General features: G+C 70.5%; 11 protein-coding genes. 5 read left to right on the top strand and 6 right to left on the bottom strand.

Annotation, left to right across the window (positions count from 1 at the left end):
- Nucleotides 1-65: 65 nt before the first annotated feature.
- A complete protein-coding gene (locus tag BHS09_RS00995) occupies nt 66-812 on the top strand; it encodes an SDR family oxidoreductase (RefSeq protein WP_140786667.1) in 747 nt (248 codons plus the stop codon).
- A 61-nt stretch (nt 813-873) separates the two neighbouring features.
- On the opposite strand, the gene BHS09_RS00990 is transcribed toward BHS09_RS00995, so the two are convergent.
- Complete coding sequence (locus BHS09_RS00990; protein ID WP_140796932.1) at nt 874-3,270, bottom strand: lytic transglycosylase domain-containing protein; 2,397 nt, start codon at nt 3,268-3,270, stop codon at nt 874-876.
- Between the two features lie 354 nt (nt 3,271-3,624).
- Between BHS09_RS00990 and BHS09_RS38475 the strand changes: the two genes are divergently transcribed.
- Nucleotides 3,625-4,020, top strand: coding sequence for a hypothetical protein (locus BHS09_RS38475; protein WP_161604841.1), 396 nt, complete (start codon nt 3,625-3,627; stop codon nt 4,018-4,020).
- Between the two features lie 81 nt (nt 4,021-4,101).
- Here the strand turns inward: BHS09_RS38475 and BHS09_RS00980 are convergent, their stop codons facing one another.
- The 3 genes from BHS09_RS00980 to popC form a co-directional block, all read right to left on the bottom strand.
- The gene (locus tag BHS09_RS00980) at nt 4,102-5,094 is read right to left on the bottom strand and encodes a M91 family zinc metallopeptidase (RefSeq protein WP_174260477.1); all 993 of its coding nucleotides are present in this window, start codon (nt 5,092-5,094) and stop codon (nt 4,102-4,104) included.
- A 967-nt stretch (nt 5,095-6,061) separates the two neighbouring features.
- On the bottom strand, nt 6,062-6,478 hold the full coding sequence (gene popD / locus BHS09_RS00975; protein ID WP_237077921.1) for a PopC secretion inhibitor PopD: 417 nt from the start codon (nt 6,476-6,478) through the stop codon (nt 6,062-6,064).
- Between the two features lie 63 nt (nt 6,479-6,541).
- Nucleotides 6,542-7,969 carry a subtilisin-like protease PopC gene (popC, locus tag BHS09_RS00970; RefSeq protein WP_140786664.1) on the bottom strand — a complete coding sequence of 476 codons (1,428 nt, stop codon included), beginning with the start codon at nt 7,967-7,969 and terminating at the stop codon, nt 6,542-6,544.
- Between the two features lie 644 nt (nt 7,970-8,613).
- On the opposite strand from popC, the gene BHS09_RS00965 reads away from it, so the two are divergent.
- Both BHS09_RS00965 and BHS09_RS00960 read left to right on the top strand, forming a co-directional pair.
- Complete coding sequence (locus BHS09_RS00965) at nt 8,614-9,423, top strand: prolipoprotein diacylglyceryl transferase (RefSeq protein ID WP_174258591.1); 810 nt, start codon at nt 8,614-8,616, stop codon at nt 9,421-9,423.
- 114 nt (nt 9,424-9,537) lie between these two features.
- Complete coding sequence (locus BHS09_RS00960) at nt 9,538-10,116, top strand: class I SAM-dependent methyltransferase (RefSeq protein WP_140796931.1); 579 nt, start codon at nt 9,538-9,540, stop codon at nt 10,114-10,116.
- Nucleotides 10,117-10,132: 16 nt separating this feature from the next.
- Here BHS09_RS00960 and BHS09_RS00955 read toward each other — a convergent pair whose 3' ends face one another.
- Both BHS09_RS00955 and BHS09_RS00950 read right to left on the bottom strand, forming a co-directional pair.
- Complete coding sequence (locus BHS09_RS00955) at nt 10,133-11,098, bottom strand: sigma-70 family RNA polymerase sigma factor (RefSeq protein WP_140796930.1); 966 nt, start codon at nt 11,096-11,098, stop codon at nt 10,133-10,135.
- A gap of 3 nt (nt 11,099-11,101) precedes the next feature.
- Nucleotides 11,102-12,397 carry a phytoene desaturase family protein gene (locus BHS09_RS00950; RefSeq protein ID WP_140796929.1) on the bottom strand — a complete coding sequence of 432 codons (1,296 nt, stop codon included), beginning with the start codon at nt 12,395-12,397 and terminating at the stop codon, nt 11,102-11,104.
- Between the two features lie 295 nt (nt 12,398-12,692).
- Between BHS09_RS00950 and BHS09_RS00945 the strand changes: the two genes are divergently transcribed.
- Nucleotides 12,693-13,637, top strand: a complete 945-nt coding sequence (locus BHS09_RS00945; protein WP_140786659.1) for an alpha/beta fold hydrolase — start codon at nt 12,693-12,695, stop codon at nt 13,635-13,637.
- Nucleotides 13,638-13,646 lie beyond the last annotated feature (9 nt).

Genomic DNA, 13,646 nt, shown 5'->3' with positions numbered 1-13,646 from the left:
CCAGCGCGGTCGGGGTTTCGTACCCTGCGCGGCATTTCGTACCACCCCACCTGCCGGAGAGACACATGCAGCTCAAGGACCTGAAGATCATCGTCACGGGCGGCGCCCAGGGCATGGGCGCTCACTTCGCGCAGCGCCTGCACGAGGCGGGCGCCCAGGTGGCCGTGGGTGACGTGGCCGAGGAGCGCCTCGCCGCGCTGCCCGCCGGCATCCACCGCCGCAAGCTGGACGTGTCCTCCGAGGAGGACATCGTCTCCTTCGTGAACTGGGCACAGGGCGCCATGGGCGGCCTCAACGGCCTCATCAACAACGCGGGCATCCTCCGTGACGCGCTGCTGGTGAAGAAGGACCGGACCACCGGCGAGGTGAAGAAGCTGTCCACCGCCGACTGGAACGCCGTCATCGGCGTCAACCTCACGGGCGCCACGCTGATGGTGCGCGAGGTGGTGGCGAAGGTCGCTGAGTCCGGCCAGAAGGGCGGCGTCGTCGTCAACATGTCGTCCATTGCCCGCCACGGCAACCGCGGCCAGTCCAACTACGTGTCCGCGAAGGCGGCGCTGGCGGCCAACACCGTCACCTGGTCGCGCGAGTTCAGCCCCTTCGGCGTGCGCGTGGGCGCGGTGGCCCCGGGCATGATTGAGACGCCGATGACGCAGGGCATGAACCAGAAGGCCCGCGACGCGCTGGTCTCCAACATCCCCGTGGGCCGCATCGGCCTGCCCGAGGACATCTGGCTCGCCGTGAAGTTCATCCTGGAGTGCGACTACTTCAACGGCCGCACCATCGACGTGGACGGCGGCCTCAACTTCTGAGTCCCCTCCTCCGGGCGGCACGGCAGCGTGCCGCCTGGAGGTTCCGCTGCGGCGCCGCGCTTCACCGCCGGCTGGCGTCACTGAGGCGCAAGTCCCGCAGCAGCGCGGGCTCGTCCGCGTAGAGCAGCTTGTAGGCGCTATAGCTGCCCAGCACCTTCTTCACGTACTCGCGCGTCTCCTCGAAGCCGATGTGCTCCACCCACTCGTCGAGCTCCGCTTCGGGCAGCGCATGCCGCCAGCGCTCCACCGCGCGAGGCCCCGCGTTGTAGGCCGCCACCGCGTAGGCCACGTTGCCGCCGAACTGCTTCACCAACTGTCCCAGGTACGCCGCGCCCAGGCGGATGTTGGTGTGGGGCTGGAGCAACGCGGACTCGCCCGGCATCGGCATGTCCAGTGAGTCCGCCACCTGTCGCGCCGTGGCCGGCATCAACTGCGCCAGGCCCAGCGCGCCCGTGGCTGAACGCGCGCGGGCATTGAAGCGGCTCTCCTCGCGGATGAGGCCCTGGAGCAAGTCGGGGTCCACGCGGTGGGCCCGTGCGTAACGGGCAATGGACGAGCGGTACGCCAGCGGCCAGGTGGCCTCCCAGATGGGACGGGACGCGGCGCTCAGCGGACCGTGCACCTCCTGCTTCAGCGAGGTGCGCGCCACCTGCCGCGCGGCCCGATTGCGGCCGGTGCGCTTCAGCGTCTGATACAGCAGCCGCGCCGGGGCCTCGGGCAGCGCGCGCGCATCCACGGCGAGGAACTCCTCCACCGCGCCGGGCAACCCCAGGCGCATCAACTCCACGCCCGCGTTGAAGCGCGCGTCCTTCGCCAGCGCGCCGGGCGGAAGCGGCCAGATCTCCTCGGACTCGCCCACCTCCCCCACCGCTTCGTCCGCCGGGGCGTCATCGCGGCCGGAGCCGCCGGTGCCCTCCATGGCCTCGGGAGGCACGGGCTTGGGGTACAGCTGCGCCACGCGCTCCGGAGAGAGCAGCGCGAGCCGTGAGCGGGCCAGCATCCCGTACCAGGCCGCGGGGCGCTCGGCGGCGATGTGCGCGTAGGCATCGAGCGCCGCCTGCGCGGAGGCGCCGGACTCCTGCATGCGCGCACGCCAGTACCGCGAGCGCCACAGCGCCTCGTCCGTGCGCGCCGCCTCGGGCAGGTTCTCCACCGCCGTCAGCGCGGCCAGGGCCGCCGAGGCGTTGGCCTTGCGGGAGTGCAGCCAGAAGGCACGGAAGAGCGACTCCGACGCGAAGTTCCCCGCCGGGTAGCGCCGCGCGGCCTCTTCGTAGCGCGCCAGGGCCGTATCCACGTCGCCCGTGCGCTGGAGCAACCACGCCTCGAAGAAGAGCGCGTCATCCGCGTAGCCATGCTCCGGGTAGTCCCGGGCGAGCGTGGCGTAGGTGGTGACGGCCGCCTTCGGCTCCACCACCGACTGGGAGTAGCCCAGGATGTAGAGCGCCTGCGGCCGCTGCTCGGACGCGGTGCAGCCCGCCACCATCGGCTCCAGCACGTCGATGGCCCGGCGGTGCTTGCGCTCCTTGCGCAGCGCCCGGCCGTAGGTGAGGTGCGCGCGACAGGCCAGCTCGTCCGGCATCTCCAGGTGCGGCACCACCTTGTCCAGCAGCGCCATGCCGGCATGGTTGCGGTGCAGCTCCACCAGCGCCTCGGCGCGGCGCACCCGCCACTTGAGAGGCAGCGGCAGGCCCTTCAGCCGCTTCTCGGCGCGCCTCGCCTCGTTCGACAGCGGGCTGGTGGCCCACACCTCCAGCAGCGCGCGGTGCTCGGCGTTGTACTGCCCTTGTGCGCGCGCCAGGTCGCAGATGGCCAGCAGCGCCTTCATCCGGAGCGCGTCGGGCCCTCGCGACTGGCGGCTGTCGATGAGCTCCTGGAGCGCCGTCAACGCGCCCGGAATGTCCCCCCGCCGCTGGAGCACCCGCGACAGGCTGAAGCGCGCCTCCGGGTACAGCGGCGAGCCCGGGCTCACGCCGCGGTACTGCCCGGCGGCCGTGTCCAGCTTGCGCAGCCGCTCGTTGGCCTGGGCGGCCCGCAGCAGGCTGTGGTCGCGCAGCGCGCCGTAGCCGTCCGCCAACGCGGCGAACTCCTCGGCCGCCACCGCGTGGTTGCGCGCCAGCAGCGCGCTCTGAGCCATGAGGAAGCGGACCTGCGGCGTGGCCTCCTCCTGGGCCAGCAGGCTCCGCGCCCGCGCGTAGCGCCCACGCCGGAACTCCGCGTGGGCCTTCGCCAGGGTGCCTTCCGCGAAGTACGGCGCCAGTTGCTCCGGCCCGAAGGCCGCGGTGGACAGCTCTCCGTCGGACGGCTGCGCCACGGGTGAGTCGAGCAGCGCTTCCAGCTGGTCCTCGGAGAGCACCTCGTCGGGCTCTTCCTCCAGGGGCGCCTGCGCCCAGGAAGGACCTGCTCCCAGCATGCCCGCGCACGCAAGGAACACCACGGCACCTGCTCGAAGTCCGTCCATGACTGCCCTCATTTTGAATCCAGGGGCGGCAATGCATCGTCACTCGGCGTGCGATTGGGACGGGTACCTCACACGACTTTCCGCGCGCCCGTCATCCAGCGGATACAGCGCGCCCCGCAGTGCGACACCGGATGCTCGATACCCAACGGCGGCGCGCGCACGCACGTAGGACGCCCTGCGGACAGGTAGCGGGTGGCACCACCCGGCCCCGCGCGCGCTCCGGCAGCCACGAATCAAGCACCCAGGAATCTACTGCAACACAGTTGCGAATTAATGTTGCACGTGAGATACGGCCAGACGCGCCGAAGCAGCCTGAACGCTTCGCGCCATTTCACCCATGTGCCGGGAACCGTGATGCATCCTCGACCTCTTCGACTGGCCCTCCTGGCCGCGATGGCGATTCTCTTCGCCGCCTGCGGCGCTTCTGATTCCGACTCCGACGAAATCGAGTGTGGAGGGTATGGGCACCTCCATGGCGACCATTGCCACTGCGACGACGGCTTTGTCGCGGACGGCCTCACCTGCGTCGTCGCCGAGGAGCCCGTCGAGGAATGTGGTGGCCACGGACATCTGCATGGTGACCACTGCCACTGCGACGAGGGTTACACCGAGCAGGACGGCACCTGCGTCGTCGCCGAGGAGCCCGCGCTCGACTGCGGCGAGCACGGCCATGCCCATGGCGACCATTGCCACTGCGACGCGGGCTACGTGGAGCAGAACGGCACGTGCGTCCTGGCTCCCGCGCCGTGAGGCGCCCCTGAGCTCGAGCTCATGAGGCAGTGACGGGCCCTCGTGCGGAATGACGAGGGCCCGTTTTCATGAAGGCGCTGCTCAGCCCTCCTGGTCGTTGAGAATCTTGCCGATGGGCGTCGGCTGGCCGCTCATCCGCTGGAAGAAGCTCCGGTTGTCCGAGCCCTGGTCGAACATGCTCAGGTTGGTGTCGTTGCTGTTGTTGCCCGGGCGCATACCCGAGTAGTCCTGGCGCAGCGGCAGCCCGTGCTCGGCGCGAATCATGTTGTCGCTGGGCGCCCAGCCCTTGGGCGTGTGCGGCGTGGGACGCAGGCCCACCGTCTCGAACTCCTCCGTGAGGCGAAGGCGGTCGTCGACCGTCTCCTTCATGGCGTGCGTGTAGGCCGGCTGCTGGTTGAAAACGGGCGCGTTGGCGTGCTTGCTGGCCTGCAGCGGGCTGACCTGGAGCCCGTTGGCCCCGCGCCAGGCGTGAACCGACTCGTGGCCCAGGCTGGCGACGCGCGAGCCGGAGCCCTGCTCGTTGTACTTGATGTCGCTGGGCCGGCCCGCGCCAGGCTGGCCGCCGGTGCGGTACGCCGGACGCGTCGACTCGAACGTGCCGTCGTTCCGAGGCGCCTGCGCATTGGGCAGCGGGGCATTGCGGCCCGAGTAGACGTCCATCACCGTCACCGGGTTGCGCAGGGTGCCCGTCGCGCCAGGGTTCACCGCCTGCGTGCGGCCGTCGAGCTCCGTCATCATCCGGCGGCCATTGGGCTGATTCATCAGCTGGTGCGTGGAGTTGCGCACGTCCGAATTGAAGTCCGCGAAGTCCGCGCCGGACTGACCGCTGTCACGGCGCGTGCGGATGCCCTGCAGGTCCGGGTGCACCACGCCGTAGTCCGTGCGCTTGAGGTTGTCCTTGCCCGTCTGCAGTTCGCCAGGTGTCGGGCGCGGGGCGTTGGGCCTGGCCGAGGTTTCCGTCTTCTGCGTCTTGCTGGTGTCCACCTTCGGGGGCGCGCTGCTGGAGCGGGAACGCGAGGAAGAGGAGGAGGACGTGGACGGCTTGGAGAAGGACGGCTTGGAGCGGATCTTCATGGGGAGCCTCGGGTGCGGGAGGTAGGCGACTCCCCGACACCAGAGCATCTCCCGTGCCTATCGCAGCGCGTCAGAGCTTGCTTCAAAAGGGACGTGATTTCAATGGGTTACGCCTGTCTCTGAGGCCTGGTGGGACAGGCGGCCCGGTGACGCCGCTCACCGACTGGTGACTGGCGTCACCAGTCACCACCACTGCCGCGTCTGGCGGCGGATCCGCTCCACGCGGCGCCGGACGCTGCGGTGGCCCGACGCCAGGCACCCACACCGCCTGCCGGCCACGCACCGCGCCGCGACGCTGGCGTGGGGGCTGGCCTTCGGAGCGCTGGAGGTGGCGGGCGGGCGGGACACCCGGGGGGAGCGCCTGCGTCGGCAGCGGCGGCACGAGCTTCCTGGTTTCCAGGCCGTCATCGCGCCACCTCCAGGTGAGAAGGGCTGCACGCACCTCGTGAGGGCTTCATCGCCAGTTGCATGGATGGACTCCGGGGCTCGCGTCCAATAACCGCGAAAGGCAACCTTCGTGCCTTTCAACGAACAGACGCAGGTCCCTGGTTTTCCTGGCGGCACCGGGACGAGATGGGGACGAACTGACTGTGCGCGTGTGCAATGGACGTCACACCGCGCGACGCGGGTGACAGAGAGACACGGCGACAATGGGAGACAATCACTGCTCACCGCGTCGCCGCACGCACAGCCTCACACGCGGTGCGCTTCACCCCGTCCGCCAGCCGACGTCACCCTTCGACTCGCGGGCGACTGGCAGGATGACGGGCTAATCACGAGATTCCAAGCTATTCAGGAAGAAGCGGCGGAGCCGTCGGTTCTTAGTAGCGGAAACGAAAGCTCGGCCACATCTTCAGGAAAGGCGGGAACACACGCTTTTCCTGGTGGCGGCAGAGCCACCCGGGCAGCCCTCTTCAGACAGGGAGGGAGTCCCAGACCAGGGGTGCGAGGCGAGGGGCACCCACCGCTAGATGAGGTCGAGGGGCATCATCGTGCCCGCTTCGAACTCCGGGGCACGGCGCAGCTGGTCCAGCACCCGCGGCGCGCAGCGCAGGTGGAGCATGGGCATGGAGCCCGGCTCGCTCACCGAGCGCACCGCGCCCAGGAGATGGTGTGCCTCCAGCCAGCGCATGAGGCTCTGGTGGAAGCGCGCGCTCTCGGCCAGGCCAGCCTGGTGAACTTCCGCGCGGGAGCGGACGGGCGGACGTGGAGACGTGCGTCCACGCGACGCCGCCGCCGGCTCCTCGCGGGGCATCACCGTCACGTCAATCCAGTCGGGCTGCGTGTCCGCACCCGCGGCGCCCGGCAATGGGCGCACGCGCGCGGACAGACCCGGGACGCCGCCGACCCGGACGTCCCCCCACTCGCCATTCTTCCTGCCCATGGCCCTCATCCTCTCCCGGGTCCGGCGCTCGAATGGCGCCGACCCCGGCTTCAACCACCACCGTCACCTGAATACGGCCAGGCCCTTGCCTGTCTTGTGCGTTCCCGACCGAGGGAGCTTCACCGCATTCGACAGGATCAAATCCCTCACCTCGAGCGCCGTCAAGTCAGGGGCACGGCAACGGTACAGCGCCGCGATACCCGCTACATAAGGCGCTGCCATGCTCGTGCCACTCATTCGCTCGTAGAACGCCTGGTTGTTACAACGACGCTCCGTGCTGGAATAGACATTCACGCCATACCCCATGATGTCCGGCACGACGCGCCTACCCACGGTGCCACTCGCGGAGAATGTGGCCACGTTACGCTCGAAGTCGACCGCGCCGACAGCCAGTGATTCTGGAAAGGCGGCTGGATAACCAACCGTGTCGGGTCCACTGTTACCTGCCGCCACAACCGGCAGGACATTGCTGTCGAGCAGGCGACGAATCATCGTCTGCAGCGCGCGCAGGTTGAGGTTGTAGTCAGCCTCCGAAATGCCGGGCGGCGGCATCAGCGGGAAGCCGAGCGACAGGTTGACCACCGCGGGCCGCGTCGAGTTCTCCGGGCGGCTGAACTGGTGCAGCAGCCACTCCATGCCCGCGGCCACGCGGCCCAGGCTGGTGCGGATGGTCTCCGATTCGATGACGGAGGCGACGTAGAGGTCCACCTCCGGGGCGACGCCGTGGTGCACACCCGCGGCGATGCCGCACACGTGCGTACCGTGGCCGTCCGGGTCGAAGCCGCGGATGTCACGCGCCGGATTGTGCGGCGAGTTGGGGAACAGCGACACGTAGCGGAACTGGATGACGCGCGCCGCGTGCTCGGGATGGTCCGCGTCCACACCGGTGTCGAGGATGCCCAGCATGACGCCGGCGCCGCGGATGCCCTGGGCGTGGGCCAGGGGAACGCCGGACTCGTCGGGCCACTCGCGCTCGGCCAGCGAGGACATGCCCCGGTTGCGCGGTCCAGGTTGTCCCGCCGACACCGGGCCAGGGAAGGACAACGGGACGACGTCGGGGATGAACTCGAAGTCGCGCTCCAGCTCGCCGCGGGCTTCCTTCTCCGTATGCTCTTCGTAGAAGTGAGCCATGGTGGCACCGATGAGCGGCATGTACCGGTAGCTGCCCGGCTCCGAGCCGGTCTGCTCGGCCACCGTCGCGCCCGGCATGGGCGGCGTGGAGGCGTCCGCGCCGCGCGTGCCCATGCGCGCCGACTTCGCGCCCTTGCCCTTCCGACGACGCTCTTCCTGTCCACTGACGGGCGGGCGCGGGCCGGGCAACGTGGCCGACCGCAGTCCGAGCGCGAACAACGCGTCGGGCGCCTTGTTCGCCACCGCGAAGCGCAGCGCCGTCGTGCGCGACAGCACGCGCTCGCCCTGCTCCGTGCCGCGAGGCCCCACGCGAGCCTGCGTCTCGATGGACTCCTTTGGAACCAACAGGTAGGACTTCATGGGTTGTGTGCTCCTTGAACCACCGTGCTACGCCGGACGCATGAGGCGAGGTCGTCCGGCATCAGGTCAGCACCCGTCGCGTGCGGAGCCTCGCGCGTGCGACAGGGGCAATGGGGCCGCGCTCGTGGCCGCGCGCCTCCGACAGCGGTGGCCCGCCAGCGCGTCATCCGCGCCGCGTGCCGATGGCGACGTCCCCCCGGGACCTCCGGCCCGGCGGGTGGAAGGGGTCGCCCGGGCGAGGGGTGGCGCGGCCAGGAGCGCGCGCACGTCCGCAGCGCGCGCAGTCGCGCGCCCGGCCCGACGTGACAGTCTGCTCGCGGCGTCATGCCTGTCCCCCTTCCTCCAGAGAGGCCCTGCGTTCCCGTTCGATTGGACAGGAAGGGCCTGACAAAAAACCACGGATTTCCCGTAGTACACGCACGAATGGATTAATTCGGTTCTAACTGGCCTTGCGCGAACGTCCGGAAGTGGGAGTGATTCCCTCCCGGGTACGAGCGAGGTGCCCGGAGGCACACAGGAGCGGTGTCCTCCACCCGACCTCGGAGAAGACGAGGCCGGGAAAGACTCCGTTCCGACGATTGTTCGCCCACATCCCTCCGCCCGGATTAAGGGTGGGACGTTCGCATCCCCTGGAGCCGCCTGACGTGATTCCCTATTGGCACGCCCCCTCGATTGAGCTGGGGCCCCTCAAAATCGAGCCCTTCGGCATCTTGGTCGCGGTGGGCATCCTGCTGGCCGCTCGCCTGCTTGGCCGCAACGCCGAGCGCGAAGGCCTGAACCCGGAGCCGCTCGCCGACTTCGCGCCCTGGGGCGTGGGTGTCGGCGTCGTCGTGGGCCACTGGGTGCACCTGTTCTTCTACCACCCGGAGGAGCTGTCCAAGAGCCCGTTCCAGATTTTGAAGGTCTGGGATGGCCTGTCCTCGTTCGGTGGCCTCCTGGGCGGCATCCTCGCCGCCGTCGTGTTCTTCAAGGTCCGCAAGCTGCGCTTCTCGGACTACGCGGACTCGTTCGCCCTGGGCGTGGCGCCAGGCTGGGCGGTGGCGCGGCTGGGCTGCTTCGCCGTGCATGACCACCCGGGCGTGCCCACGGACTTCTTCCTGGCGGTAGCCTTCCCCGGCGGCCCTCGGCACGACCTGGGCATGTACGACGCCATGGCGCTCTTCGCCATCAGCGGCGTGCTGTACGCGCTGCGCAACGCGGGGAAGCTGAAGGGGCGCCTGCTGCCGCTGCTGGCGGTGCTGTACGCGACGTGCCGCTTCTTCTTCGACTACCTGCGCGCCACGGACATGGCCTACGTGGACGCCCGCTATTTCGGTCTGACGCCCGCGCAGTACGGCTGCATCGCGCTGGTGCTCTACGGCCTCTGGGGCGTCCTGCGGCGCCGGGAGCCGGGCACGGCCTCCTCGCCGCCGCCGTCGTCGCCGAAGAGCCCGGGAACGGTGGGCGCGCGGTAGGGTCGCAACGTCCGCTGCCCTTCTCGCGGCAGCCTGGCGTCTCATGGGCCCGGAGTTCCGGCGCATCCGCGGCGGGCTTCCGGGCCCGCGCGTTTCTGACGAGGAGGCTGCTGCATGAAGGCACTCGCGTACGACGCAGTCATGACGCCCCTGGGCTGGCTGGGCCTCACCGCCGCCCGGCGCAAGCTGGTGCGCGGCCTGTCCGGCCACGTGCTGGAGGTGGGCACCGGCACCGGTCTGGCGCTGCCCGGCTACCCGGACACCGTCACCGCCGTCACCGCCATCGACGTGGACGAAGCGGCGCTCGCGCGCGCCCAGCGACGGCGGCCCAACGCGCGGCTGCTGTACGCCAGCGTGGAGTCACTGCCCTTCCCCGCCGCCTCCTTCGACGCCGTGGTGTCCAGCCTCGTCTTCTGCAGCGTGGAGGCCCCGGCGCGGGCGCTGGCGGAGATTTTCCGGGTCCTGCGCCCGGGCGGCGCGCTGCGCATGCTGGAGCACGTGCGCGCGCCCTCGCCAGCGCTGGCCACCGTGCAGGACTTGCTCACCCCCGCCTGGATTCGGGTGAGCGGCGGGTGCCGGCTGAACCGGGACACGTTCGACCTGGTGCGGCGCGCGGGCTTCGACGTCGAGCGGCGCGTGCAGCGGCTCCAGGGCGTGAGCGAGCTCATCATCGCCCGGCGCCCGGCGAGCTGAAGCGCCACCGGAGTGCTCAGGCGGGCACGGGCATGCGCAGCCCGGCGAGCTTGCGGTCCGTGAGGATGGAGTGGAGCTGGGTGATTCGCCCGTCCGCCCCCAGCTCCACGCGGACCACCATCTGGGTGCCCACCTGCGGGTCGCGCTGGGGCGGAGGAAACACAGCCACCACCGCCGGCAGGCCGTTGAGCATCCGCGGCTCCACGGCGGAGGGCGGCCCCCGCATCTCCATCAGCCGCCGGTAGAGCAGCAGCACGCGCGACAGTCCAAGCACTGGCACGCGCGCGGCGCGGTACTGGCCACCGCCGTCCGACAGCGCGCACACGTCGCTGGCGAGCAGCGCCTCCGCCGCCGCCACGTCCCCCGTCAGCAGCGCGCCCAGGAAGCCCTCCAGCGCGGCGCGGGAGCGCGCCTGGAACTCCCGCGTCGGCAGGCAGCGGGCCCGGTCGTACGCCGCCATCGCCGCCCGCGCGCGGTGGTGCACCACCTTCACGTTGGGCTCGCTCATGTTCAGCGCCTCGGCCACCTCGCGCACCGAGTAGTCGAACACGTCGCGCAGCAGCAGCACCGCCCGCTGCTTGGGAGACAGCGCCTCCAGCGCGAGCAGGAAGGCGAAGGAGACACTCTCCAGCAACGCGTAGCGTCCCTCCGTGGAGCCGCCTCCCGGCAGCCGCGCCTCCACGCCAGGGGGCGGCAGCTCCTCCTCTCCCGTGTCCAGCGGCGAGGGCAGCCAGGGTCCCACGTAGCCCTCGCGCTTGCGCCGCCGCAACGTGTCCCGGGCCAGGTTCACCGCCACCCGCGTCAGCCAGGGGCGCAGCGCCTCCGTTCGCACGGGCGGCGAGGCCAGGGCGCGCGTGAAGGTCTCCTGCACCAGGTCCTCCGCGTCCGCCGACACGCCCGTCATGCGGTAGCAGAGCCCCCACAGGAAGCGCTCGTGCTCGCGCACGGCCTGCGCCAGTCCTTCGCGCGCGGTGCGGTCCATGCGTCAGCGCCCCACTACCCGGCGTGACGCCACCTGCTGGCCCGGGACGAGCGCGCGCGCCACCGACTCCGCGCTGGCGAAGGACGCCTCCGCGAGCAAGCCCTCCGGCCCCACCCAATCTCCCACGCGGTACAACCCAGGCACGTGCGACACCTCCACCGAGGGGCGTCCGCACAGGCCACCCGTCTCCGCCGTCGGCAGCCAGTGCGACACCAGCAGGGAGGGCCGGTAACGGCGCGCCACCACGGACGTCCGCCAGCCGGGTTGCAGCGCATCCATCACTTCCTCCAAGCGGGCCTCGCTCGCCTCCGGGCCTCTGCCGCCCAGGTATTGCATCACATGCACCATCGCGCCGCCTTGCGGCGCCAGCTTCGCCACCGCGGAGTGCACCGACGCGTACCAGGGGCCATCGGTACCGAGCGCGAACAGCGCGTCCGGACGGGGCAACCGGGACAGCCCCAGCTCCAGCGTGGCCGCCTTCACGGGCACGGCGCGGGCCGCGTCGTGCGCCAGGAGCGCGTCAGCGGGCAGCAGCGCCGCGATGTCACCCGGCCCGCCCGCCACCACCACCGCGTCCGCCGCGTGCTCCGTCCCATCCGCGAGCCGCACGCCCCGAACGCGCGAGCCCGCATCCTCCAGCAGGACGGCGCTCACCCGCGCGGAGAGCTCCAGCCGGGTGCCCGCATCGCGCGCGCGGGTCTCCAGTTCGGAGACAAGCGTGCTCCACCCGCCGTCCACGTAGAGCACAGCCGGCTTCGCCTGGAGCTGGGCGACGGCGGACTGGGCGCTCATCGCGTCCACGTCCGCGCAGTAGGTCATCACCCGCACCAGCGCCAGGATGAAGGCGCGGGCGTCCTCGTTCGACAGGTGCTGCTCCACCCAGTCGCGCGTGGTGATGTTCGCCAGCGGCGCCAGGTCCACGCGTCCCAGCCCCGCGAGCAGCTTCGCGAGCTCCAGCTTCCCCGGCAGCCCCAGCGCGTCCGTGGTCAACATGGAGACCAGGCCGCGCGGCATCGTGTGCAGGCGTCCGCCGCTCAGCAGGTACGAACCCGCACCGGGCATGCCGCCCGCGGGCTTCACGCCCAACCCGCCAAGCACGCGCATCCCCGCGCCCCCCTGGTACAGCGCGTGGGCGCCGAGGTTGAAGCGGAAGCCCTCCACGTCCGACGTCTGTCCCCGGCCGCCCAGGTGCTTCGCGCACTCGAAGAGCGTCACCGCGCAACCGCCCCGCGCCAACAGCGCCGCCGCCGACAGGCCACCCAGCCCTCCGCCGATGACCGCCACTCGAGGTGCCTTCATGTGCCGTCCTCCACCGAAAAAGCCCGGTGAAACTCCGGGCATCCAGCGACACCACGAAGGCGGCGGCCGAAAGGTTACGCGGGCCTGTGTTGCACGGCCGTGACAGACGCGCCGCCTGCGCGAGAACCTTCCGCCCACGGTGCGTTTTCGAGCAGGTTCCCACTGACGCTCTCCTCTGAAAACGGGTGTGCGCCAACCCCGCGAGTCACTTCCAGCGAGGCAATGTCAGAGGTAGCCGTAGACTTCTCGATGCACCGGCGGACTTTCCCGCCGGAGAGCCCCGAGGCAATCACGCATGAGAAAGCTCCTCGCCGCCCTGCTCGCTCTTCCCGTCCTCGCCGCCTGTGGCCCCGCGCCGGAGTCCGACTCGAATGACACGCAGCTGGCGCCCGAGGGCGCCGAGGTGGCCTCCACCGAGCAGGAGCTGTTCGGCGCGCCCCGTGAGCGCTCCGTCCGCCTGCGCACCGGCGTGACGCTGCGCTACGTGGAGCAGGGCCTGCCGCTGGGCCCCGCGGTGGTGTTCCTCCACGGCTTTTCGGATTCCAACCACACGTGGGACCTGAACCTGCGCACCTTCCCGCGCAACCACCACGTCTACGTGCTGGACCAGCGCGGCCACGGGGATTCGACGCGCCCGGTGTGCTGCTACACGCAGCAGTCCTTCGCCGCGGACGTGGATGCCTTCCTGGAGGCGGTGGGCGAGCGCAGCGCCATCCTCGTCGGCCACTCCATGGGCAGCTTCATCGCGCAGCAGGTGGCGTTGGACTTCCCGCGACGCGTGAAGGGACTGGTGCTCGTCGGCTCGGCGCCCACCGTCGCCGGCAACCCGGTGGCGCTGGAGCTGAAGTCCATCGTGGACACGTTCGAGGGCACGGTGGACCCGGAGTTCATCCGCGCGTTCCAGGAGAGCACCTTCGTGCGCCCTGTCCCGGCGTCGTACATCAACACGATGGTGTCGGAGAGCAGCAAGGTGCCCGCGCGCGTGTGGCAGGACGCGCTGGACGGCATGCTCGCGGAGGACCACTCGGCGCGGCTGAACCGCATCCGCGTGCCGGTGCTCGTCATTGGCGGTGACCAGGACGGCTTCTTCCCCGTCGCTGACCAGCAGGCCCTGGTGAACGCCCTGCCGGACGCCGAGTTCAAGCTGTACCCGAACACCGGCCACGCGCCCCATGCGGAGCTGCCGCAGCGCTTCAACCAGGACGTGCACCGCTTCCTGCGCGAAGTGACGCGCTGGTAGGACGGATGG

Source organism: Myxococcus xanthus, from assembly GCF_006402735.1.
Classification (GTDB): Bacteria; Myxococcota; Myxococcia; order Myxococcales; family Myxococcaceae; genus Myxococcus; species Myxococcus xanthus_A.
Note: the sequence above shows the minus strand (reverse complement) of the source record. Positions and strands in the feature narration are given on the sequence as shown.

Coding starts and splice junctions, on each gene's coding strand:
- BHS09_RS00995 (WP_140786667.1), top strand. CDS start 66: ATGCAGCTCAAGGACCTGAAGATCATCGTCACGGGCGGCGCCCAGGGC.
- BHS09_RS00990 (WP_140796932.1), bottom strand. CDS start 3,270: ATGGACGGACTTCGAGCAGGTGCCGTGGTGTTCCTTGCGTGCGCGGGC.
- BHS09_RS38475 (WP_161604841.1), top strand. CDS start 3,625: ATGCATCCTCGACCTCTTCGACTGGCCCTCCTGGCCGCGATGGCGATT.
- BHS09_RS00980 (WP_174260477.1), bottom strand. CDS start 5,094: ATGAAGATCCGCTCCAAGCCGTCCTTCTCCAAGCCGTCCACGTCCTCC.
- popD (WP_237077921.1), bottom strand. CDS start 6,478: ATGGGCAGGAAGAATGGCGAGTGGGGGGACGTCCGGGTCGGCGGCGTC.
- popC (WP_140786664.1), bottom strand. CDS start 7,969: ATGAAGTCCTACCTGTTGGTTCCAAAGGAGTCCATCGAGACGCAGGCT.
- BHS09_RS00960 (WP_140796931.1), top strand. CDS start 9,538: ATGAAGGCACTCGCGTACGACGCAGTCATGACGCCCCTGGGCTGGCTG.
- BHS09_RS00955 (WP_140796930.1), bottom strand. CDS start 11,098: ATGGACCGCACCGCGCGCGAAGGACTGGCGCAGGCCGTGCGCGAGCAC.
- BHS09_RS00950 (WP_140796929.1), bottom strand. CDS start 12,397: ATGAAGGCACCTCGAGTGGCGGTCATCGGCGGAGGGCTGGGTGGCCTG.
- BHS09_RS00945 (WP_140786659.1), top strand. CDS start 12,693: ATGAGAAAGCTCCTCGCCGCCCTGCTCGCTCTTCCCGTCCTCGCCGCC.